Here is a 20678-nt window from a genome sequence, read left to right as displayed (position 1 = left end):
CCCTCGGCGGGGCGGGTTTCGCCCGGTCTGGCCGGGCGCCGCGCGGGCCCCCCCACTACGGTTTGGGTTTTGCGGTAAGGCCTCTGCCGAGCATGGCTCGGCACTACCTGTGGGGCTTAGCGGGGCTTGGGTGGGTGGTAGCCCATCAAGGCTGAGATCTGCGCCGCGGCGCTCAACATGGCCTGTACGTGCGCCGGATCCGGTGTGCTCGGCAGGTAGTGGATGGAGCCGACGATGGCCAGGGTGCCGAACAATTCGCCGTTGCCTTGCAGCAGCGGCGCGGCCAAGGCGTTGATGCCGATGTAGAGCTCTTCCGGTGCGTCGGCCCAGCCGCGCTTGCGCACCAGCTCGATCTCCGCCGCCAGTCGATCCGGGTCGACGATGGTGCGTGGCGTACTGTTGCTCAGTGGCTGGGTCAGGTAGGCGCGGCGCAGCTTGTCCGGGCCATAGGCGAGGGCGATCTTGCCCTGCGCCACGCTGTTGTGCTGGAAGCGCGTGCCCGGGCGCAGGCTGATCTCCACTGGCGCGGTACCGCGCAGCAGGTCCAGCACCACCACCTCGTTGTCGGAGAACGTGGAGATCACCACGGTCTGGCCAACTTCGTCGCGCAGCTGTTCCAGCACCGGCTTGGCCAGTCCCATCACATCGAAACGGCTGCTGCAGGCACGGCCCAGCAGGAACATCTGCCAACCTACCCGGTACTGGTTGTTGTCCGGGTCCTGGTCGACGTAGCCATGCTCGCGCAGCACGCTGAGGTGGCGGTGCACGCGTGCTTTCGGCATACCCAGCAACTGTGCAAGGCGGGTGACGCCGAGCCCGGTGGGTGCCGCGGCCAGTGCCTCGATCACCTTCAGCGAGACAATGGCGGTGGGCAGGCCCTGTTCGGCGCTTTCTTCCTGTGGCTCAACGGCGGCGCTGGCGGCGCCCAATTCCTTTTTGTCACTCGCGTCGTGGCTGGGCATCGGCTACCTGCAGTGTGTTGCATGGACGAACGCGGCCTGTTGACCGCATTTTCCGCCGATTATGGCAGGTCGATGTATCGCTCTGCGAAAACCTTGTACTGCTGGGTCTTCTGCGCGGCCGCATCTTCCGGGCGCACGTAGCGGATCGAGCTGCGCCCCTTGAGCTGGCGGGGCAGCAGGAAACAGCGGATGAACCGGGTTTCCTCGGTCTCGGTGGTGGGTGCCAGTACCGGTGCATGGCCGAGCTCGAACCAGGCGCTGCCGGCCGGGTAATCGTGGCTGTCTCCGAGCGTTTCGATGCTGATCTGGCCGTAGTCACAGATCCGGATGCCCGGCCCTTGATGGACATGGGTCAGCGCCACGCCGCCCTTTGGAAAATCGACGCGGTCGCAGCGCATCAGCCACTCGAAGCGGTCATCCAGGTTGATTGGCGCCTCAAGCTTGAGCTCGCTGCGGGTGGCGGGCGCCGATGGCAGGGCGCCGGCAGGGCGGTTGCGATCAGTCAGCTCCCAGCGCCACAACACCGTTTCCTGATCGCCGTTGAGCAGGGTGACCTGCTGCTGGCAGACGCGCGCCTGGGCCGGGTCCAGCGCCTGGCTGTCCTGCGCGGACTCAACACTCAGGCCGCCGCTGCGGACATAGAGGGCGCGCGGACCGCTGGGCAGGTAAACAGGAGGGCAGCCGGGTGGCAGGTGGTCTTCGTGCAGGCGGAGGATCAGGTCGGACATCGGAATCTCGCGGTTGTAACGGCATTCGTATCGTATATCGATACAAAATTAAATTCCATGTTCCATTTTTAGAAAAAGTGGGATATTTTGTGCTCTGAGTATCGATCACCGATACTTTCGTATCAGCCACGATTCCGGAGGGGAAGCCAATGGCGCAGCGTGATTCATCGATCCAGGCAGTAACAGGCGGCGCAGGTGGCCGTTGGTGGCAGGGGGCCAGCAAGCAGCAGTGGGGCACGTTCCGTTCGGCCTACCTGGGCTGGATGCTGGACGTGATGGACTTGATGCTGTTCGCGATGGTGCTCAAGCACGTCAGCGCGGACCTGGGCTTCGACAAGTCGCAGGCTGGCATGGTGATGTCGGCCACGCTGATGGCCACCGCGTTCGGCGGACTTGTGTTCGGCTACCTGGCCGATCGCATGGGGCGGGCGAAGTCGATGATGCTCAGCATCATCTGTTACTCCATCGGCACGGCGCTGTGCGGCCTGTCCGACACGCTGGGCCAGCTGATGCTGTTCCGCGTGATCGTCGGCCTCGGTGTCGGCGGTGAGTGGTCCGCGGGTTCGGCACTGGTCAGCGAGAGCTGGCCGGCACAGCACCGCGGCAAGATCCTGGCCTGGATCCAGAGTGCGTTTGCATCCGGTTATGCCGCTGCCGCGATCATCGCCGCGCTGGTGGTACCGACGCTGGGTTGGCGCTGGGTATTCGCGGTTGGCCTGTTGCCGGCACTGCTTGCCTTCTATGTGCGCCGCCACGTCAAGGAGCCGGAGATCTGGGTCAACCAGAAGGAACGCCTCAGCTTCGCCCAGACCATGCGGAACCTGTTTGGTACCCATGCGCGCAACACCACGGTCGGGCTGGCCTTCGTCACCGCCGCGATGTGTGGCTATTGGGGACTGTTCACCTGGATCCCGACCTACCTCGCAACGCCGGTAGCTGACGGCGGCCCGGGCCTGGACATGGTCAAGTCGACGATCTGGATCGTGGTGATGCAGATCGGTGCGGCGCTTGGCTTCGTCACCTTCGGTTACATCGCCGACGCGATCGGTCGCAAGAAGGCCTTCATGCTGTTTTTCGTGGCCTCCGCGCTGACCGTGCCGGTGTTCGTGATGATCAAGTCGCCGATGGCACTGATGGCGTTCGGCATCGTCGTGGCGTACTTCGGCACCGGCTTCTACAGCGGCTTCGCGCCGACCTTCGCCGAAATGTTCCCGACCACCGTGCGCGCCACCGCGCAGGGCTTCGTCTACAACGGCGGCCGTGCCATCGCCGCCATCGCGCCGGCCTTGATCGGCTTCCTTGCCAACAGCTACGGCGTCGCCAGTGGCTTGATGGCGACCGCCGGGTTCTTCGCGCTGGCTGCAGTGATCGTGCTGCTGTTCCTGCCCGAGACCAAGGGCGTCGAACTGACCTGACCGAACCAGCAGGAGTAACGAAATGCCGATCATCCAAGTGACCCTGGTGCAGGGCCGCGACGAGCAGAAAGTACAGCGCTTCATCCGCGAACTGGCGAAGGTGGCGCATGTGGAACTGGATGCGCCGATGAGTGCGATCCGGGTGATGGTCACCGAGGTTCCGCCGCAGCGTTTCGCGGTGGGCGATGTGCTCAAGAGCGATCCGGTTGAAGGGGGCAAGGCATGACGGCTTTGGTATTGGAGGCCGCTGCGATCGCCCGCCATGGCGGCGAACTGCACACCGCGCTGCGTACTGGCGTGGCGGTTGATCCACTGAGCGAGCGGATCAGCGGGCTGACCCTCGCCGACGCCTATGCGATCTCCAATGATCTGCTTGCGCGCCGCCTGGCCGATGGCGAGCGCGTGGTTGGCAAGAAGATCGGTGCTACATCGGCGGCCGTGCAGCGCATGTTGAAAGTCGACCAGCCGGACTTCGGCTTCCTCACCGATCGCATGCAGGTAGCCAACGGCGGCACGCTGCCGGTGGCGGGGATGATCGCGCCGCGTGCGGAAGGTGAGATCGCCTTCCACCTCAAACGCGACCTGGTTGGCCCCGGCATCACCCACCACGATGTCCTCGCTGCGACCGAGGCGCTGTCGGTGTGCTTCGAAATCGTTGATTCGCGCATCCGCGACTGGCGCATCGGCATCACCGACACCGTCGCCGACAACGCGTCCGCCGCAGCCTATGTGCTGGGCGAGCTGCGCGTGCCGCCGAAGAACCTGGACCTGGGCACGCTGGGCATGGTGGTCGAGAAGAACGGCGAGCTGGTGGCCACTGGCGCTGGTGCCGCCGCGCTGGGCTCGCCGGTCAACTGCGTGGCATGGCTGGCCAACACGCTCGGTCGCCTTGGTACGCCGTTGAAGGCCGGCGAAGTGATCCTGTCCGGCGCCTTGGTGCCGCTGATACCGGTGGCCGCCGGTGACCACATGCGCGTCCGCGTTGGCGCGCTTGGCAGTGCCGACGTGCATTTCGCGTGATGCCTGCTTCCTCCCCCACATTGAATGACAGGAGTGCTCCATGACCCTGAAAGCTGCCATCGTCGGTCCCGGCAACATCGGTACCGATTTGATGATCAAGATCCTGCGCCACGGCAAGCACGTGCAGATGGCTGCACTGGTCGGCATCGATCCGGCCTCTGATGGCCTGGCACGCGCTGCGCGCATGGGCGTACCGACCATCGCCAGTGGCGTGGCAGGGCTGATTGAATCGGAGTTGTTTGCCGATATCGACATCGTCTTCGATGCAACATCAGCCTCCGCGCACATTGCCAACGACGCGTTGCTGCGCAAGGCCAAGCCGGACATCCGCGTGGTCGACCTGACGCCTGCGGCGATCGGTCCGTACTGCGTGCCGACGGTCAACCTGGACGACAACATCGACGCCGCCAACGTCAACATGGTGACCTGCGGTGGCCAGGCCACCATTCCGATGGTCGCCGCGGTGGCCTCGGTGGCCAAGGTCAAGTACGCCGAGATCGTCGCCAGCATTTCCAGCAAGAGTGCCGGCCCCGGCACCCGCGCCAACATCGATGAGTTCACCGAGACCACTTCGCGGGCGATCGAGAGCGTTGGTGGCGCGGCCGTGGGCAAGGCCATCATCGTGCTCAACCCGGCCGAGCCGCCGTTGCTGATGCGCGACACCGTCTACGTGCTCAGCGAACTGGCCGACACCACGGCCATCGAGGCAGCAGTCAATGACATGGCAGCACGCGTGGCCGCCTACGTGCCGGGCTACCGGCTCAAGCAGCAGGTGCAGTTCGAGGTGCTGGACGAACCGGTCAACGTGCCCGGCGTCGGTCTCACCACTGGCCTCAAGACCACGATCTTCCTGGAAGTGGAAGGTGCCGCGCACTACCTGCCAGCCTACGCCGGCAACCTGGACATCATGACGTCGGCCGCATTGGCCACCGGTGAGCGCATGGCCGCCTCGGTGCTGGCCGCGCGCGCTGCAGCCTGAGGAAGAACGCATGACTGACAACAAGCTCTACATCTCCGATGTCACCCTGCGTGACGGTTCGCACGCGGTGCGTCACCGCTACAGCGTGGCGCAGGTGCGGGCGATCGCCACTGCGCTGGACAAGGCGCGGGTGGATTCGATCGAGGTCGCGCATGGCGATGGCCTGCAGGGCTCATCGTTCAACTACGGTTTCGGCGCGCACAGCGACGTTGAGTGGATCGAGGCGGCTGCCGAATCGGTTTCGCATGCCAGCATCGCCACGCTGCTGCTGCCCGGCATCGGCACCGTGCATGACCTGAAGAATGCGCATGCAGCCGGTGCGCGCATCGTGCGCGTGGCCACCCACTGCACCGAGGCCGACATCTCGCGCCAGCACATCGAAGCGGCCAACGCGCTGGGCATGGACACAGTCGGCTTCCTGATGATGAGCCACATGACCACGCCTGCGGCGTTGGCGGTGGAAGCGAAGAAGATGGAAAGCTACGGCGCGTCCTGCGTGTACGTGGTGGATTCCGGCGGCGCTCTCAACATGAACGACGTGCGCGAGCGGGTCAGCGCGCTGCGCGAGTCGCTGCAGGCCGATACGCAGATCGGCATCCATGCGCACCACAACCTGTCGCTGGGCGTGGCCAACTCCATCGCCGCAGTCGAAGCCGGCGCGATCCGCATCGACGCCAGCCTTGCCGGCATGGGCGCGGGCGCAGGCAATGCGCCGCTGGAAGTGTTCATTGCCGCCGCCGAGCGCATGGGCTGGAACCATGGCTGTGATCTTTACACCTTGATGGATGCCGCCGATGACATCGTGCGTCCACTGCAGGACCGGCCGGTACGCGTGGACCGCGAGACCCTGGCATTGGGCTATGCAGGCGTGTACTCCAGCTTCCTGCGCCACGCCGAGGCTGCGTCAAAGCGCTTCGGAATCAATACCGTCGACATCCTGGTCGAACTCGGCAAGCGCCGCATGGTCGGTGGCCAGGAAGACATGATCGTGGACGTCGCACTGGATGTGCTGCGCGCCCGCGACGCCACCACGCAGGAGAAAACCGCATGACCTTGGACCGTTCCATCATTGAAGGCTGCGCCAAGCAGCTGCTGTCCGCCGAGCAGGACGTGCGCGAGGTGGTGAAGATCACCGCCGCGTACCCGCAGATCGGAGTAGATGAGGCCTACGACATCCAGGAATGCCTGCGCAGCCTCAAGCAGTCCGCAGGTGTTCGCATCGTCGGCATGAAGATGGGCCTGACCTCGCGCCCGAAGATGCAGCAGATGGGCGTTGACACGCCGATCTATGGCTTCCTGGGTGATGACAATGCCGTCGACGATGGCGCCGTCGTGGACACCGCCCGGCTGATCCATCCGAAGGTGGAGGCGGAGATCGCCTTCGTGATGCGTGATGCGCTGCAGGGGCCGGGCTGTGATATCGCCCGGGTATTGGCGGCTACCGACTACGTGGTACCGGCGATCGAGTTGATCGATTCGCGCTATGAGAATTTCCGCTTCGACCTGCCCAGCGTCATCGCCGACAACACCTCGGCGGCGCGCTACGTACTGGGCTCGCGCCCGACCGCGGTGGAAGGATTGGATCTGGAGACCCTGGGCGTGGTGATGGAGAAGAACGGCCAGGTAGTTGAGGTCGGTGCCGGTGCGGCGGTGCTCGGCAACCCGGCAGAAGCGGTGGCGATGCTGGTCAACATGTTAGCGCAGCGTGGGCAGGTGTTGCCCGCGGGCAGCGTGGTGCTGTCCGGTGCGATCACCGCGGCAGTGGCGGTTGCAGCCGGTGACAACGTACTGGTACGCGCCGATGGCCTTGGCACCACTTCGATGCGGTTTGTTTGACGGGTGGAAGGTAGCTGCACGCTGGGCTCCCCAATTTGTTTCAGATCGTCATTCCCGCCTGCGCGGGAATGACGATCTGAAGGTGGATTTTGGAAATCGGGAAGAGCGATTTCCCGCATTAGAAAACGGCGTCATTTCGACCGGCCTTTCCAAACAGGGCCGGAACGGTGTTCTGTTGCCCTGGGAGGGGAAAGCAATGATCAGCAACAAGAAGCTGGCGGCCCTGGCCGTCACCACGGCCTTGGCGGCGATGCCGCTGAGTGCGCTCGCACAGGCAACGGATGCCAAGGCCATGGAAGCGCGGATGGCGCAGTTGGAGCAGGAGATGCAGCAGATGCGCGCGATGCTGCAGCAGTACCAGCAACGTGAGGCGGCCAACGCCGCTGCGGCTCCCGCTGCGAGCGCAAGCGCACTTGATACAACCCGCGTGGTTGCCGCTGCACCGGCTGCACCGTCGGCGACCCTGCCCAACGCAATGCCGGGCACGAAGTTCTCCTTCGGCGGCTTCATCAAGCTCGATTCGATGTATACCCGGACCAGCGATGGTGAAATCGCGGACGGCTCGGCCGGGCGCCTGTTCTACTTTCCCGGCGCCACCCCGGTAGCAGCCGATGGCAATGGCCGCAGCGCCAGCTACACCGATGTGCATGCGCAGTTCTCGCGCTTCTGGTTTGGTGCTGACACCACCACCGACAATGGTGACAAGCTCAAGGCCTATATCGAGGCCGACATGTACGGTGGTGGCAGCAATGCGTTCGCTGGCAACGAGGTCATCACCAACACGTATGCGCTGACCCTGCGCCAGGCCTATGTGAGCTGGAACAATTGGTTGGCCGGCCAGACCTGGTCCAACTTCCAGGATGTTGCCGCGCTGCCGGATACCGTCGATTTCACCGGGCCCTCCGAAGGCACCATCTTCTCGCGGCAGGCACAGCTGCGTTACACCCGCGGCGCCTGGTCGTTCTCGGCGGAGAACCCGCAGACCACGATCACTCCGTTTGCTGGCCGTGGTGCACGCTTCAACAGCGGCGCCGATACGATCCCGGATTTGACCGCACGCTGGAACACGCGCGGCAACTGGGGCCATTTCACCGCCGCAGCGATGCTGCGCAACTTCCGCTATGGTGGGGAGACCGAGACTGGCGCGGCATTGAGTGTGTCAGGTCGCTTCAACATCGGTGCCAACGATGACCTGCGCTACATGGTCAGTGGTGGCAGTGGCGTGGGGCGCTACCTCGGTTTCGCGCTGGGCAGCGATACGGTGCTCGACGAGGAGGGCAGGCTGCATGCGATGGACGGCTACGGCGGTTTCGCTGCCTGGCGCCATGCCTTCACGCCGAAGCTGCGCGGCAACCTGGTGTACTCGGTTGCGGTGCTGGACAACGATGCCGCGTTGACGGGCTACGAGGTGACCGAGAGGGCGCAGTCGGTGCGTGCCAACCTGATCTACTCGCCGTTCCCCAAGCTGGATCTCGGTGTCGAGTTGAGTCATGCGACGCGTCGCATCGAGAACGGACAGGAGGGCGACATGAACCGCCTGCACACCCACGTGAAGTACAACTTCTGATGCAAGCACGCGCTTGTGCGTGCGCGTTGCGGAACAGCACCGGCGGGCTGGGGTAACATCAGCCTTGGTCCGCCCGTGTTGTCTGTCATGAATACATCGCCAAGCCTGCCATTGTTTCCGCTGCACGCAACCTTGCTGCCGGGCGCGGCGTTGAACCTGCGCGTGTTCGAGCCGCGTTACCTGGATCTGGTGCGCGAGTGCGGGCGTACCGGCGGCAGTTTCGGTGTCTGCCTGATCCTGCATGGTGAGGAAGTCGGTGCACCGGCAACGCCTGCTGCATGGGGCGTCGAGGCCACGGTTGAGGATTTCGATGTCGGCCCCGATGGCGTATTGGTATTGCGTCTGCGCGGCACGCGACGCTTCCACGTAATGACAACCCATGTACGTGACAACGGTTTGGTAACGGCGGATGTGCAGTGGTGCGAGCTCGACAGCGATGATGAACTGCAGCCGGAACATGGGCTGCTCGCTACCTTGCTGGAGCACATCATCGAGCAGATAGGCGGCGAGTACGCCGCCGCCGGTCCGGCACAGTTGGATCAGGCAGCGTGGGTGGGTTGGCGCCTGGCCGAACTATTGCCGCTCAGCGAAACCCAGCGGCTGCAGCTGTTGCAGGAGAACGATCCGCGGCGACGCCTGGATCGATTGCTGGAATGGATTCCGGAGCTGGACGTGCCGATCGAGGAAGATCTGTAACCCAGCCGAAGGATGTGGGGGCGGCGTAAGCCGCGAAGCCAATACATCACCAGATCTTGATTGACGCGAGCAGCGAGGCATTGCCAGCGTCGCGGCTTACGCCGATCCCGCAGTGCTGGCCAGCAATGCCTTCATAGTGCCGAGCCATGCTCGGCAGGAGTGTTACAGGGAAAGCCTCTGCCGAGCATGGCTCGGCACTACAGTCGTTCTTGCGGGGTTGGCTCGGCACGGATCATCAACAACGGCAAACCCGTCTCCGGCTGCACCTGTTGCTGGGTTTCCAGGCCTTCCAGTGATTGCTTGAGTGCGTCCAGTGCAGGATCGACGCCACGCAATGGCCGCCACATGCCAAACAGCTTCAAGTGGCGCTGGTAGCGCAGCGTTTGTGCGCTGCCCAGCCATACCGGCGCCTGCCCGGGTTGCAGGCGTGCAGAGGATGGCCACAAACGCAGTGCATAGACCTCATCCGGGCGTTCGCCGGGACGCAGCATCAGTAGTGCCTCGACATTGGTGTCCAGCGTGGCAGGCAACACCGGTACCTGCTGTGGCGTGGCTTTCATGTCCAGCATCATCAGTGCTTGTTGCCAGCCGGCCTGCGGCTGCAGGGTCCAGCCGTTGCGTTCCAACTGCTGCTGCAGGGCCGGCAAGGGACCGGCAACCTGCACATCCAACGGCCAGCGCTGGTCGTCATCGAAATCATTGCGACGTGCGGGAAGCTCACGCCAGCCCTGCTGCCACCAATGCGACGCGTCCATCAGTGTGGTCGCGGCGGCCGCCGGTTCGAACTTGGCCAGCTTGGCCGGCACATTGCGTGGCGCATACCAGAGCCCGGCCACCAGGAACGCGCCATAGAACAGCCATGTCACTGGCTTGACCCAGAACGAGCGGTTGAAGCGGCGGCGATAGGCCACGCCCAGCACCAGCAGCCAGAACACGCCGAACAACATGCCGCCGATCACGTCGCTGAGCCAATGCGCGCCCAGGTAGATGCGGGCAAAGCCAATCACCGTGACCACCGCACCGGACAGCAGGTACGGCCAGACGCGGGTGCGCCCCGGCAGCTCGCGGCCGATCAGCACCGCAAAGAAGCCGAAGGTGATGGTGGCCATGGTCACCGCCACCGACGGGAAGCCAAAGCCGCTGCTGGCAGCAGGTGGCCGCACCACGTCGACGGTGGCACCCAGCAGCTTGGTCAGCGCCAGGCCGAAGGCCAATGCTGCCAGCCAGTGGAGGACCGCCATCCAGCGCCGCCGCCAGGCCAGGTAGCCCATGCCCGCGGCGATGGCGGGCAACAGCACCTGCCAGTCGCCCAGCGAGGCCAGTGCGGCCATCGGGTAGTCGGCCAGAGGGTTGCGCAGGGCCAGCATCAAGCGGTGCACGGCCAGGTCCAGCGCCAGCGGTTCGCCGTGGCCGACCACCACCATCAGCAGTGCAAACCAGCCCCAGCCCAGCACCAGCAGCATCAGCGCCAGCATCGCCAGCGGTACCGATTCGCGGCGCTTGGGGTCGAACAGGTCACTCAAGGAGTGGCCGATGAAGCGCGGGTGGCGGTGCGACCAGGCCAGCAGGCGGGCCAGCCAGCCGTCCATGCGTGTCGCCGACCAGCGGTAGCCGTACAGCACGATCGCCCAGACCAGGCCCAGCAGGGCGCCCAATAGAGCGACCACCAGGAACAGCCGTCCGGCCACCGCCGCGACGGCGTCATAGGCCTGTCCCAGCGCCCAGCCGGGCAGCAGGAACAGGATGGCCCAGGACAGGCAGGCCAGGCCGCTGGCCTTGAGATAGCTGACGAAACGCATGTTGGCCATGCCGGCGATGGCCGGAACAAATGGCCGGATCGCACCGACATAGCGGGCGATCAGGATGCTCTTGAACGCATTGCGGCGGAACATGACTTCGCCACGGTCCAGCAGCTGTGGATAACGGCTGAATGGCCATACGCCGCGCAGGCGGTCACCCCAACGGCGACCCACCCAATAGCTCAAGCCGTCGCCGGCAAAGGCGCCCAAGGTGGCGCATATCACCGCATAGGGGCCGGACAACTCGCCCATGCCGATCAATACACCTACCGCGATCATCAGCGGCAAAGCCGGCACGATGGCGCCGAGGATGATCACGGCATCGCAGAAGGCGATGGCGAAGATCGCCAGGCCAGCAAGGACGGGGTTGGCGGCGATCCACGCAAGCGTGGCGTCGATCCAGGAAGAATTCATCAGCGGATTATAAAGGGAAGCCCGAGTCAGACCGATGGCAGCGGCAGAGGTTCAGTGGATTGCAGGTGTGGTCGTTCACCTGCGATGGCGCTCAGTGAAAGGCGCGCGGGCGGCTAGAATGTCGCGATGACTGACTCTGCGCCCGCACCTGTCACTGCGCTGAAGGCTGACAGCTTCGGACAAATCCTGTTGATGGAAGGCCCGCAAGGGCGCTTCGTGCGCCGCGACCTGGGGGCGACGCCCTTGTGGTTGCGCCTGCCGGCCTGGTGGCTGGCGCGGCGGGAAGCGCGTGCGCTGGCCAAGCTCGACGGCATGGAGGCGACGCCGAAGTTGCTGGCTTGGGACGGACATTGGCTGGACCGCAGCTACATGGAAGGTGCGGCCATGTACCAGCGCCCGCCACATGGCGATCTGGCGTATTTCCGTGCCGCGCGGCGCCTGCTGCAACGCGTGCACCGGCATGGCATCGCCCACAACGACCTGGCCAAGGAAGCTAACTGGCTGGTGCGCGAGGACGGTTCCCCGGCGCTGATCGATTTCCAGCTGGCGGTGTGCGGCAACCCGCGTTCGCGCTGGATGCGGCTGTTGGCCCGCGAAGACCTGCGCCACCTGCTCAAGCACAAACGCATGTACTGCCGGCAGGAGCTGACCCCGGTGGAGCTGCGCCTGCTCAAACGGCATTCGTGGATTCGCGAGCTGTGGTTTGCCACCGGCAAGCCGGTCTACCGCTTCGTCACCCGTCGCATCCTGCATTGGGAAGACAACGAAGGGCAGGGGCCGAAGCCTTGAGTAGTGGTGTGCGTGCGCGCGAGGTGTACATAGCTGCGGGCAACTTGCTGCATCCACAGCTGCCGGGCAGTTATTTTGCGCATGCTGCAAGGATAGCCCTGGCCCGGCGGCCGGAAAGCGCCGTTCAGGCCTATCTGGATATCGCCCGGCAGGTGCCGGCCTGGTTCGATGGCCTGATGCGACTGCGCAATGCCGGCATGCGGCTGCTGGGAATGAAGCATCTGGGCGCGATCCGCAGTGTGCCGGTACATGCACCGGAAGGGCTGGCAGTTGGCGACAGGCTCGGGATATTCACCGTGCGGGCGCTGACGGCCGATGGCGTGGTACTGGGCGACAGCGACCGTCATCTGCGCGTCGAACTGTCAGTAGAGCTTGGCCCAGACGATGACAGCTGCGAGTTGCAGGTGAGCACCGTGGTTCACCTGCACCGGCCGTTTGGGCGTCTGTACATGTTGCCGGTAGCGCCCTTGCACCGGGTCATCGTGCCGCGTTTGCTGGAGCGCTATACGCGGCGCAGGGTAGCGCTCGGAGGGGATTGAGCTGCACTGCCTGTGCCAAGCGCAGTGCTTGTCCTGCAATATCGACTGAACTGCGTCGATTCAGCGCAGCTCGAGCAGTTGCCGGCCTTTGAAGCTGCGCTTGCCATCAAAGTCGTAGCCAATGGTCACATGGCCATCATCGGCGCAGGCATGGCAGCTTCGCAGTGGTGTGGTGTAGCGCAGGCGCACGCCGCCATCGGGCAAAGCCTGGGTGCCGGCGGGCACGGCAGGTGCGAACGGGCCGGAGTCGGGATGCTTGCTGGAGAAGGCTTTGTAGGCATCCGAGCCGCGTGCTGCATCATCGAGCACGTCCTCATCCACGTCGATGGCCTGACCATTCGCATCCACCAGCCAAGTGCCCTGATTGGTATTTGCGCGGAACGGGAATTCCAGCGTGGCCACGCCGATGCCTTCGACGTTCTGCCATGCGGTGACATAGCCAGGCTTGCCCTGCGCTGACAAGGTGCTGGCAGCCGTCAGTGCGGCGGCAGACGCACCGCCGCTACGCATCACCTGCAGCAGGCAGCTGTCGGCGGCAGTGTCGGTGCGGCAGGAATCGATCGACCCCGTCCATGCGGCATTGGGACCAATGCGGGCAGCCTGCTCGCCCAGACCGGTGGTCTGGGCGGTGACATCCTTGGCCGCCGCCGGTACTTCGGCAGGGAGGGGCGGCTTCTGGCAGGCACCAAGGCCAAGTGCAAGCAACAGCGGAGCAGTCAGGTGGAGTGTCTTCATCGGGAATCCTTGCGCGATATCGCACCAGTATCGGCAAGTCATATGAACCCTGAGTGTCGAAGTCCGGGCAAACCGCGGGACTATGCGTGGGTACCGGTATCGGCATAATGCGGATTGCTTTCTTACCGGTCGCGGAGTGCGCATGAGCAGCTTGCAAGGCAAGACCCTTTTCATCACCGGCGCCTCGCGCGGCATCGGTCTGGCCATCGCCCTGCGCGCCGCGCGCGATGGTGCCAACGTCGCCATTGCCGCCAAGTCGGCGGTCGCCAATCCCAAGCTGCCGGGCACCATCCACACCGCTGCCGAGGCCGTCAGGGCAGCAGGTGGCCAGGGTCTGGCGCTGAAGTGCGACATCCGCGAAGAAGACCAGGTCAATGCGGCGGTGGCTGCAACCGTGGACACCTTTGGTGGCATCGATATCCTGGTCAACAACGCCTCGGCGATCTGGTTGCGCGGCACCCTGGATACGCCGATGAAACGCTTCGACCTGATGCAGCAGGTCAATTCGCGCGGCAGCTTCCTGTGCGCGCAGGCCTGCCTGCCGCACCTGCTGCAGGCGCCAAACCCGCACATCCTGACCCTGGCACCGCCGCCCAGCCTCGATCCGAAGTGGTGGGGCCCGCATACCGGCTACACCCTGGCCAAGATGGGCATGAGTTTCGTCACCCTGGGCCTGGCGGCTGAGTTTGGTCGTCAGGGCGTTGCAGTCAATGCCTTGTGGCCGCGTACGGTGATCGCCACCGATGCGATCAACATGATTCCCGGTGTGGATGTGGCGGGCTGTCGCAAACCCGAGATCATGGCCGATGCCGCGCATGCGGTGCTGACCCGGACCGCGGCTGGTTTCAGTGGCCAGTTCCTGTTGGACGACGAGGTGCTGGCGGAGGCGGGCATCACCGACCTGTCGGGTTATGCGATGGACCCGACACGGCCGCTGATGCCGGATCTGTTTCTCTGAGAAGTGCCGAGGCCGATGTTGTCTCCCTCCCTTGCGCCGTAGGCGTAGGGGAGGGTTGGGGAGGGGTTGGTTTTCAGGGCCTTTCTCGCATCACCAGCTTCGCGGCTTACGCCGCTCCCACAACCTGCGCGTGGCACTCAATGCTCGAGGTGCTCCGGCAACTCATGCCCGCAGCGATTGCAGTACTTCGCCTTGAACTCGTGTCCCTCATGCCCGCACACCGTGCAGCCACGGTTGTCGCGGCGGCTTTCGCGCAGCATGTTGCCAGCCAGCTCGGCGGTGTAGATACCGGTCGGCACGGCCAGGATGCTGTAGCCGATCAGGATCAGTACCGAGGTGATGAAGCGGCCCAGCGTGGTGTGCGGGACGATGTCGCCAAAACCCACCGTGGCCATCGTCACCACCGCCCAGTACATGCTGGCGGGGATGTTGCTGAAGCCGTACTGCGGGCCTTCGATCACATACATCAAGGCGCCGGCGATGATGGCGATGGTCACCACCATCGACAGGAACAGCAGGATCTTGCGGCGGCTGCGCCATAGCGCGGCCATCAGCACGCCGCTCTCCTCGATGTAGCGGGTCAGCTTGAGGATGCGGAACACCCGCAGCAGGCGCAGCACCCGCACCACCAGCAGGCTCTGTGCGCCGGGGATGAAGAAGGAGATATAGGAAGGCAGGATCGCCAGCAGGTCGATGATGCCCCAGATGCTGAACGCGTAGCGTAGCGGCCGCCGTACCACCAGCAGGCGCAGCAGGTACTCGGCGGTGAACAGCAGGGTGAAACCCCACTCGACCACATAGAACCAGCTGGCCCAGGCAGTGTGGATGTGCTGCACGCTGTCGAACATCACCACCAGCACGCTGGCGAGGATGGCCCAGACCAGCAGCAGGTCGAAGCGGCGCGAGGGCGGGGTGTCGGTGCGGTGGATGATGTCGAACCAGCGGCGGCGCCAACCGCTGTCGCTGGCCGGGTTCAGTTGGGGGGCTGAGAACAGTCGCATGCGTCCATTGTGCCGCAGGCCCACGGAATGGAGGACAATGGGCCGTTCATACCCACTGATCTGGAACGCCATGACCGCTGTCGTCGAGCCGTTGTTGTCCCTGTCCAATTACTACCTGCCGGTCTACCGCCCGCGCCAGCTGGTGCTGGAACGAGGCCAGGGCGCGCGACTGTGGGATACGCAGGGCCGTGAATTCATCGATCTGGCCGCCGGCATCGCGGTATGCAGCCTGGGCCACAACAACCCGGACCTGAAGGCCGCGCTGTTCGAGCAGGCCGACAAGCTGTGGCATACCAGCAACATGTTCTACAGCGAGCCGCCGCTGCACCTGGCGCAGGAACTGGTGGAGGCCTCGCGTTTCGCCAAGCGCGTGTTCCTGTGCAATTCCGGCGCTGAAGCCAATGAAGTGGCGATCAAGCTGGTACGCAAGTGGGCCAGCGCGCAGGGCCGTGGCCCGGAGAAGCGTTTCATCGTGACCTTCCGTGGCAGCTTCCATGGCCGCACCCTGGCCACGGTCACCGCTACCGCCCAGCCCAAGTACCAGGAAGGCTACGAGCCGCTGCCTGGCGGCTTCCGTTATGTCGATTTCAACGACGTCGCCCAGCTTGAGGAAGCGATGGCCGCTGGCGATGTTGCCGCGGTGATGTTCGAGCCGGTGCAGGGCGAGGGTGGGGTGATGCCGGCCAGTGCGGAGTTCATGCGTCGCGCCCGCGAGCTGTGCGACCAGCACGATGCGTTGATGGTGCTGGATGAAATCCAGGTCGGCATGGGCCGTACCGGTGAGCTGTTCGCGCATTGGAACTGGGGCGTGACCCCGGACATCGTCACCCTCGCCAAGGCGCTGGGTGGTGGCTTCCCGATCGGCGCGATGCTGGCCGGCCCCAAGGTCGCCGACATCATGGGCGTTGGCGCGCACGGCAGCACCTTCGGCGGTAACCCGCTGGCGGCTGCGGTTGCCCGCGTGGCGCTACGCAAGCTGTCCTCCGACGAGATCAAGGCCAATGTGCTGCGCCAGTCGGCCGCATTGAAAGCCGGTCTGGAAGCGATCGGCGAAGAGTTCGGCGTGTTCGAGCAGGTGCGCGGCATGGGCCTGATGCTGGGCGCGGTGCTCAAGCCCGACTACGTGGCTGACATCGGCGTGCTGCTGGATCTGGCGGCTGAAAAGCAGGTGCTGATCCTGCAGGCCGGCACCAGCGTGCTGCGTTTCGTGCCGGCGCTGAACATCACCGATGAAGAAGTGGCGGAAGGCCTGAAGCGCGTGCGTGAGGCGATTGCGGCGTATATGGCGTCGCGCAAGTAAGTTGGGTTTTTCTTCGATCGCTGAGCTTCCCCTCATCCGCCCGAAGAGCCTGCCCCCGCGAAGGCGGGGGGCGGATGAGGGCATGGCGTGCGCAGCGCGCGGCTTTTCACCCCAGACAGTGATTCCGTTTTAACAGGCGCCGCAGCGACTGTGCATGAAAGGCCGTATCGGCAGGCAACCCGGCCTCGCGGGCCCCCTGTACGTTGCGGAACAGATGGTCGACGAACAGGCTTCGCTCCGGTGCGCAGCCGAGGGCTGCACAGGCCGCCAGATACGCTTCCGGGTCTGGCTTGCGTACGCCCAGCGCTGCGCTGCACAGCACACGACGGCCGCCGAGCAATTGCTTGATCACCGGTCGCGTCAGCAGGCCATTGTTGGTCAGTACCGCAACCTGCACATCCTCATGCACGCGCTCCAGCACCGCCATGCAATCGCTGCGCAGCGTGGTCGCAGCGAGTCGCGCGGCATGCCAGTGTGGCGCACCCAATGCGCTGCCAAGGCGTTGATTCAATGCCTGCAACAACTGCTCACCATCCAGATCACCACGGGCATGGGCGAACTCCAGCCCGTCCGTGCGCAAAGCCGCGTCCACCTGCTCGGGTTTGCAGTCGGCAGCATCGGCAAGCTGGCGCAGATGGATACGGTGGTCGTAATCGGCGAGCAGACCGTCGAAATCCAGCAGTAGGGCGTGTGGTCGTTGCATCGATGGCGAGGTAGGAACGGGGTTGCAGTATCGCTGGCATGGCATCGATGTGCAGCCTGCGACATCGCGTCACAGGTGAAATCAGACACATTTGCCTAGAATCAGGACACTTTGGTTGTCATAGTGTGGAGTTCACCGTGAAGCGTTCCAGCCTGCTGTTGTTGGCCCTTGCCGGCCTGTTGCCTGCCGCGCCTGCGCTGGCCCGTACCTGTGCAGTCACCATCGAAAGCAACGACCGGATGCAGTTCTCCGTGCCGCAGATCCGGGTTGCCGCCGATTGCACGCAGGTGGACCTGACCCTGAAGCACACCGGCAGGATGCCGGCCACCGCGATGGGGCATAACTGGGTGCTGACGCGCACGCCGGATTTCCAGCAGGTGGCCACGGCCGGTATGCGTTCGACGCTGGCAGACAGTTATCTGCCGAAGAATGATGCGCGGGTGATCGCGTTCACGCCGGTGATCGGTGGCGGGCAAACCACGCAGGTGCGCTTTGCGACCAGCAAGTTGACGCGTGGTGGTGACTACACCTTCTTCTGTTCGTTCCCGGGGCATTGGGGAATGATGAAGGGCAAGCTGGTTTTTGGGTAAGCTGATGAGCTGCTCGAATCTTGGGTTAGAGAAGCTTCAGAGCAAGAGCTGCCCTCACCCCAACCCCTCTCCCGTGAACGGGAGAGGGGCTTTACTTCGATCATTCGCACTGCAGGTTGATCAACCTGCAGCAACCACCTTGAACGCCTCACGTGCCGCAACCAGTGTGGCTTCGATCACCGCGTCGTCATGCGCGCTGGACAGGAATCCAGCCTCGTAGGCCGACGGGGCCAGGAACACGCCGCGCTCCAGCATGGCGTGGAAGAACACGTTGAAGGCCTTGATGTCACAGGCGGTGGCCTGTGCGTAGGTCTCGACCTTCTCGCTGCTGAAGAACAGGCCGAACATGCCGCCGACGCGATTGGTGGTCACGGCCACGCCGGCATCGCGCGCTGCCGCTTCCAGGCCATCGCAGAGCGTGTTGGTTGCCGCCGTCAGGCGTTCGTGGAAACCCGGCGCCTGCACCAGCTGCAGCATCGCCAGGCCAGCGGCCATGGCCACCGGATTGCCGCTCAGCGTGCCGGCCTGGTAGATCGGGCCGGCCGGGGCTATCTGCGACATCAGTTCGCGACGGCCGCCATAGGCGCCCACCGGCATGCCGCCGCCGATGATCTTGCCGAAGGTGCTGAGGTCCGGGGTGATGCCGTAGTACGCCTGCGCGCCGCCGAGGGCAACACGGAAGCCGGTCATCACTTCGTCGAAGATCAGCAGCGCACCATGCTGCGTGCACAGCGCGCGCAGGTGCTGCAGGTAGCCCTCGCGCGGCGGGATGCAGTTGGCGTTGCCGACTACCGGCTCGATGATCAGGCCGGCGATGTCGGCGCCCTGCTGCTCGAACAGCGCGGTAGCCGCTTCGAAATCGTTGTAGGGCAGCGTGAGGGTGAGTTCGCTCAAGCCGGCCGGGACGCCCGGCGAGGTCGGCACGCCGAGGGTCAGCATGCCGCTGCCGGCCTTGACCAGGAAGGAGTCGCCGTGGCCGTGGTAGCAGCCTTCGAACTTGACGATCTTGTTGCGACCGGTGGCGCCGCGCGCCAAGCGGATCGCCGACAGCGTCGCCTCGGTACCGGAGTTGACCATGCGCACCATCTCGCAGGACGGCACCAGGCGGGTGATGGTCTCGGCCATGGTCACTTCGGCCGCACACGGCGCCCCGAACGACAGCCCATTGTCGATCGCCTGCTGCACGGCCTCGCGCACGGCCGGGTGGTTGTGGCCGACGATCATCGGGCCCCAGGAGCCGACGTAATCGATGTAGGCGTTGCCATCCACGTCATGCAGGTAGGCGCCATCGGCGCGCTGCACGAAGAAGGGTTCGCCGCCGACCGACTTGAACGCACGCACCGGTGAATTGACGCCACCCGGCAGCAAGGTCTGCGCACGGGTGAACAGGGCGTGGGATTGGGCGTGGTTCATTGTGAAACTCCTGGACAAGGCAGTGATTCAAAGCCCCTCTCCTTTCGGGAGAGGGGTTGGGGAGAGGGTAAGGCGCGCCTCGTACCGCCTGGCTTCGCCCTTACCCTCATCCGCCCCTTCGGGGCACCTTCTCCCGGAGGGAGAAGGAACCTGTCATTTGTGCTGGAAACAGCCCCGATAAGCCTCAAGCGCCGCCACCGGATCGGCCTCGCTGAACACGCCGCTGATCACCGCGATCAGATCCGCGCCAGCGTCCACCACAGGCCGACTATTGTCCGGGGTCAAACCGCCAATCGCTACCCGTGGCACGCCCAGTGCGGCGCTTTGTCGCAGCAGCTCCGGGTTGGCGCGCCGCGGGGTGACCTTGCTGCGGCTGGGGAAGAAGGCGCCGAAGGCCACGTAGCTGGCCCCAGCAGCAACCGCGCGCTGGGCACGCTCGAGTTCGTCATAGCAGGACGCGCCAATGATGGCCTGCGGGCCAAGCAGGGCACGGGCGGCGGCGATGTCGCCGTCGTCTTCACCCAGGTGCACGCCGGCGGCGCCGACCCGCAGGGCCAGCGCGGCATCATCATTGATGATCAGCGGCACGTCGGCTTCGGCGCACAGTGCCTGCAGGGCAGTGGCCTGGGCCAGATGGGTGGGTGCGTCGACCGCCTTGTTGCGGTATTGCAGCCAGGTGGTGCCGGCCAGCAAGGGGCGGACCCGTTCGAGCAGGCGCGCGCTGTCCGTTTCGTCGGGGGTGATCAGGTAGACGCCACGGGCGTCGGCAAGCTGTCTCATGTATGGCTACCGGTACGGCGTGGGGAATGTGACAATCAACGCCGCTTCTCTGTCCGGTGATTATCCCCGATGTCCGACGCTACGGCCTCCAACCTGCGCAACTGGATGTGTGTCGTCTGTGGCTTCATCTACAGCGAGGCCGATGGCTTGCCGGAAGAAGGCATTGCCCCGGGCACCCGCTGGGAAGACGTGCCCGACACCTGGACCTGCCCGGACTGCGGCGTGACCAAGGATGACTTCGAGATGGTCGAGCTGGATTGAGCTGCAGCGCGTGGCTTGTGCTGTTTGTGGGAGCGGCGTAAGCCGCGAATCCACTGCCGCATCCGAAGCCGGTTGTAGGAGCGGCGTCAGCCGCGAAGCCATTGCGGTATCCGAAGTCGGCCAAGCACATTCACCTACCGAAGGGGCGTCTTGGCTTCGTGCGCAAAGTCGCTCCTGCAGAAGTGCTGCGTTG

The 20678-nt window shown here is 64.7% G+C and carries 21 protein-coding genes and 1 pseudogene; 14 read left to right on the top strand and 8 right to left on the bottom strand.

From position 1 onward, the window contains the following. Nucleotides 1-116: 116 nt before the first annotated feature. On the bottom strand, nucleotides 117-962 hold the full coding sequence (locus tag AC13FW_RS01345; protein ID WP_482987922.1) for an IclR family transcriptional regulator: 846 nt from the start codon (nucleotides 960-962) through the stop codon (nucleotides 117-119). 59 nt (nucleotides 963-1021) lie between these two features. After that, nucleotides 1022-1690: a hypothetical protein gene (locus AC13FW_RS01340; protein WP_482987921.1), complete on the bottom strand. Its 669-nt coding sequence runs from the start codon at nucleotides 1688-1690 to the stop codon at nucleotides 1022-1024. A gap of 149 nt (nucleotides 1691-1839) precedes the next feature. Here AC13FW_RS01340 and AC13FW_RS01335 point away from each other — a divergent pair, with 149 nt between their 5' ends. From AC13FW_RS01335 to AC13FW_RS01300, 8 genes and pseudogenes are all read left to right on the top strand, one after another. Then, nucleotides 1840-3105 carry an MFS transporter gene (locus AC13FW_RS01335; RefSeq protein ID WP_296250329.1) on the top strand — a complete coding sequence of 422 codons (1266 nt, stop codon included), beginning with the start codon at nucleotides 1840-1842 and terminating at the stop codon, nucleotides 3103-3105. A gap of 19 nt (nucleotides 3106-3124) precedes the next feature. Next, nucleotides 3125-3331: pseudogene (locus AC13FW_RS01330) on the top strand (tautomerase family protein); the annotation flags it as partial. After that, the gene (locus tag AC13FW_RS01325) at nucleotides 3328-4125 is read left to right on the top strand and encodes a fumarylacetoacetate hydrolase family protein (RefSeq protein ID WP_482987920.1); all 798 of its coding nucleotides are present in this window, start codon (nucleotides 3328-3330) and stop codon (nucleotides 4123-4125) included. The pseudogene AC13FW_RS01330 and the gene AC13FW_RS01325, both read left to right, overlap by 4 nt. Before the next feature lie 40 nt (nucleotides 4126-4165). Further along, the gene (locus AC13FW_RS01320) at nucleotides 4166-5104 is read left to right on the top strand and encodes an acetaldehyde dehydrogenase (acetylating) (RefSeq protein WP_296250325.1); all 939 of its coding nucleotides are present in this window, start codon (nucleotides 4166-4168) and stop codon (nucleotides 5102-5104) included. A 10-nt stretch (nucleotides 5105-5114) separates the two neighbouring features. Further along, entirely contained in the window at nucleotides 5115-6155 is a 1041-nt protein-coding gene (gene dmpG, locus AC13FW_RS01315) for a 4-hydroxy-2-oxovalerate aldolase (RefSeq protein ID WP_482987919.1), read from the top strand. Next, complete coding sequence (gene dmpH / locus AC13FW_RS01310; protein ID WP_482987918.1) at nucleotides 6152-6940, top strand: 2-oxo-3-hexenedioate decarboxylase; 789 nt, start codon at nucleotides 6152-6154, stop codon at nucleotides 6938-6940. Before dmpG ends, dmpH begins: the two co-directional genes overlap by 4 nt. A 196-nt stretch (nucleotides 6941-7136) precedes the next feature. Next, nucleotides 7137-8507, top strand: a complete 1371-nt coding sequence (locus AC13FW_RS01305) for a DcaP family trimeric outer membrane transporter (protein ID WP_296250320.1) — start codon at nucleotides 7137-7139, stop codon at nucleotides 8505-8507. 87 nt (nucleotides 8508-8594) lie between these two features. Further along, nucleotides 8595-9203, top strand: a complete 609-nt coding sequence (locus AC13FW_RS01300; protein WP_296250318.1) for an LON peptidase substrate-binding domain-containing protein — start codon at nucleotides 8595-8597, stop codon at nucleotides 9201-9203. Nucleotides 9204-9400: 197 nt separating this feature from the next. Here the strand turns inward: AC13FW_RS01300 and AC13FW_RS01295 are convergent, their stop codons facing one another. Next, a complete protein-coding gene (locus AC13FW_RS01295) occupies nucleotides 9401-11416 on the bottom strand; it encodes a bifunctional DedA family/phosphatase PAP2 family protein (RefSeq protein ID WP_296250316.1) in 2016 nt (671 codons plus the stop codon). A gap of 126 nt (nucleotides 11417-11542) precedes the next feature. Here AC13FW_RS01295 and AC13FW_RS01290 point away from each other — a divergent pair, with 126 nt between their 5' ends. Both AC13FW_RS01290 and AC13FW_RS01285 read left to right on the top strand, forming a co-directional pair. Next, nucleotides 11543-12205: a protein kinase family protein gene (locus AC13FW_RS01290; RefSeq protein WP_482987917.1), complete on the top strand. Its 663-nt coding sequence runs from the start codon at nucleotides 11543-11545 to the stop codon at nucleotides 12203-12205. After that, nucleotides 12202-12744, top strand: a complete 543-nt coding sequence (locus AC13FW_RS01285) for a DUF2867 domain-containing protein (protein ID WP_482987916.1) — start codon at nucleotides 12202-12204, stop codon at nucleotides 12742-12744. The genes AC13FW_RS01290 and AC13FW_RS01285 overlap by 4 nt, the downstream gene beginning before the upstream one ends. A gap of 60 nt (nucleotides 12745-12804) precedes the next feature. On the opposite strand, the gene AC13FW_RS01280 is transcribed toward AC13FW_RS01285, so the two are convergent. Continuing rightward, complete coding sequence (locus AC13FW_RS01280; protein ID WP_482987915.1) at nucleotides 12805-13479, bottom strand: hypothetical protein; 675 nt, start codon at nucleotides 13477-13479, stop codon at nucleotides 12805-12807. A 142-nt stretch (nucleotides 13480-13621) separates the two neighbouring features. Between AC13FW_RS01280 and AC13FW_RS01275 the strand changes: the two genes are divergently transcribed. Beyond that, nucleotides 13622-14437, top strand: coding sequence for an SDR family oxidoreductase (locus AC13FW_RS01275; protein WP_296250307.1), 816 nt, complete (start codon nucleotides 13622-13624; stop codon nucleotides 14435-14437). A gap of 137 nt (nucleotides 14438-14574) precedes the next feature. Here AC13FW_RS01275 and AC13FW_RS01270 read toward each other — a convergent pair whose 3' ends face one another. Then, the gene (locus tag AC13FW_RS01270) at nucleotides 14575-15438 is read right to left on the bottom strand and encodes an ion transporter (RefSeq protein WP_296250305.1); all 864 of its coding nucleotides are present in this window, start codon (nucleotides 15436-15438) and stop codon (nucleotides 14575-14577) included. A 70-nt stretch (nucleotides 15439-15508) separates the two neighbouring features. Here AC13FW_RS01270 and AC13FW_RS01265 point away from each other — a divergent pair, with 70 nt between their 5' ends. Further along, nucleotides 15509-16738, top strand: a complete 1230-nt coding sequence (locus tag AC13FW_RS01265; protein ID WP_482988045.1) for an acetylornithine transaminase — start codon at nucleotides 15509-15511, stop codon at nucleotides 16736-16738. A gap of 106 nt (nucleotides 16739-16844) precedes the next feature. On the opposite strand, the gene AC13FW_RS01260 is transcribed toward AC13FW_RS01265, so the two are convergent. After that, complete coding sequence (locus AC13FW_RS01260; RefSeq protein WP_482987914.1) at nucleotides 16845-17441, bottom strand: HAD-IA family hydrolase; 597 nt, start codon at nucleotides 17439-17441, stop codon at nucleotides 16845-16847. Nucleotides 17442-17578: 137 nt separating this feature from the next. Between AC13FW_RS01260 and azu the strand changes: the two genes are divergently transcribed. Next, nucleotides 17579-18031: an azurin gene (gene azu / locus AC13FW_RS01255; RefSeq protein ID WP_282271671.1), complete on the top strand. Its 453-nt coding sequence runs from the start codon at nucleotides 17579-17581 to the stop codon at nucleotides 18029-18031. Nucleotides 18032-18151: 120 nt separating this feature from the next. On the opposite strand, the gene hemL is transcribed toward azu, so the two are convergent. Further along, on the bottom strand, nucleotides 18152-19444 hold the full coding sequence (gene hemL / locus AC13FW_RS01250; protein ID WP_482987913.1) for a glutamate-1-semialdehyde 2,1-aminomutase: 1293 nt from the start codon (nucleotides 19442-19444) through the stop codon (nucleotides 18152-18154). Nucleotides 19445-19597: 153 nt separating this feature from the next. Beyond that, the gene (thiE, locus tag AC13FW_RS01245) at nucleotides 19598-20224 is read right to left on the bottom strand and encodes a thiamine phosphate synthase (RefSeq protein WP_482987912.1); all 627 of its coding nucleotides are present in this window, start codon (nucleotides 20222-20224) and stop codon (nucleotides 19598-19600) included. A gap of 69 nt (nucleotides 20225-20293) precedes the next feature. Between thiE and AC13FW_RS01240 the strand changes: the two genes are divergently transcribed. Beyond that, nucleotides 20294-20485, top strand: coding sequence for a rubredoxin (locus tag AC13FW_RS01240; RefSeq protein ID WP_282271680.1), 192 nt, complete (start codon nucleotides 20294-20296; stop codon nucleotides 20483-20485). Nucleotides 20486-20678 lie beyond the last annotated feature (193 nt).

It is taken from the genome of Stenotrophomonas sp. 21LCFQ19 (genome assembly GCF_056861425.1).
This window is presented reverse-complemented; position numbering and strand designations above follow the sequence as displayed.

What these genes read in the sequence shown, in the direction of transcription:
- AC13FW_RS01345 (WP_482987922.1), bottom strand. Translation starts at nt 962, where the DNA reads ATGCCCAGCCACGACGCGAGTGACAAAAAGGAATTGGGCGCCGCCAGC.
- AC13FW_RS01340 (WP_482987921.1), bottom strand. Translation starts at nt 1,690, where the DNA reads ATGTCCGACCTGATCCTCCGCCTGCACGAAGACCACCTGCCACCCGGC.
- AC13FW_RS01335 (WP_296250329.1), top strand. Translation starts at nt 1,840, where the DNA reads ATGGCGCAGCGTGATTCATCGATCCAGGCAGTAACAGGCGGCGCAGGT.
- AC13FW_RS01325 (WP_482987920.1), top strand. Translation starts at nt 3,328, where the DNA reads ATGACGGCTTTGGTATTGGAGGCCGCTGCGATCGCCCGCCATGGCGGC.
- AC13FW_RS01320 (WP_296250325.1), top strand. Translation starts at nt 4,166, where the DNA reads ATGACCCTGAAAGCTGCCATCGTCGGTCCCGGCAACATCGGTACCGAT.
- dmpG (WP_482987919.1), top strand. Translation starts at nt 5,115, where the DNA reads ATGACTGACAACAAGCTCTACATCTCCGATGTCACCCTGCGTGACGGT.
- dmpH (WP_482987918.1), top strand. Translation starts at nt 6,152, where the DNA reads ATGACCTTGGACCGTTCCATCATTGAAGGCTGCGCCAAGCAGCTGCTG.
- AC13FW_RS01305 (WP_296250320.1), top strand. Translation starts at nt 7,137, where the DNA reads ATGATCAGCAACAAGAAGCTGGCGGCCCTGGCCGTCACCACGGCCTTG.
- AC13FW_RS01300 (WP_296250318.1), top strand. Translation starts at nt 8,595, where the DNA reads ATGAATACATCGCCAAGCCTGCCATTGTTTCCGCTGCACGCAACCTTG.
- AC13FW_RS01295 (WP_296250316.1), bottom strand. Translation starts at nt 11,416, where the DNA reads ATGAATTCTTCCTGGATCGACGCCACGCTTGCGTGGATCGCCGCCAAC.
- AC13FW_RS01290 (WP_482987917.1), top strand. Translation starts at nt 11,543, where the DNA reads ATGACTGACTCTGCGCCCGCACCTGTCACTGCGCTGAAGGCTGACAGC.
- AC13FW_RS01280 (WP_482987915.1), bottom strand. Translation starts at nt 13,479, where the DNA reads ATGAAGACACTCCACCTGACTGCTCCGCTGTTGCTTGCACTTGGCCTT.
- AC13FW_RS01275 (WP_296250307.1), top strand. Translation starts at nt 13,622, where the DNA reads ATGAGCAGCTTGCAAGGCAAGACCCTTTTCATCACCGGCGCCTCGCGC.
- AC13FW_RS01270 (WP_296250305.1), bottom strand. Translation starts at nt 15,438, where the DNA reads ATGCGACTGTTCTCAGCCCCCCAACTGAACCCGGCCAGCGACAGCGGT.
- AC13FW_RS01265 (WP_482988045.1), top strand. Translation starts at nt 15,509, where the DNA reads ATGACCGCTGTCGTCGAGCCGTTGTTGTCCCTGTCCAATTACTACCTG.
- AC13FW_RS01260 (WP_482987914.1), bottom strand. Translation starts at nt 17,441, where the DNA reads ATGCAACGACCACACGCCCTACTGCTGGATTTCGACGGTCTGCTCGCC.
- hemL (WP_482987913.1), bottom strand. Translation starts at nt 19,444, where the DNA reads ATGAACCACGCCCAATCCCACGCCCTGTTCACCCGTGCGCAGACCTTG.
- thiE (WP_482987912.1), bottom strand. Translation starts at nt 20,224, where the DNA reads ATGAGACAGCTTGCCGACGCCCGTGGCGTCTACCTGATCACCCCCGAC.
- AC13FW_RS01240 (WP_282271680.1), top strand. Translation starts at nt 20,294, where the DNA reads ATGTCCGACGCTACGGCCTCCAACCTGCGCAACTGGATGTGTGTCGTC.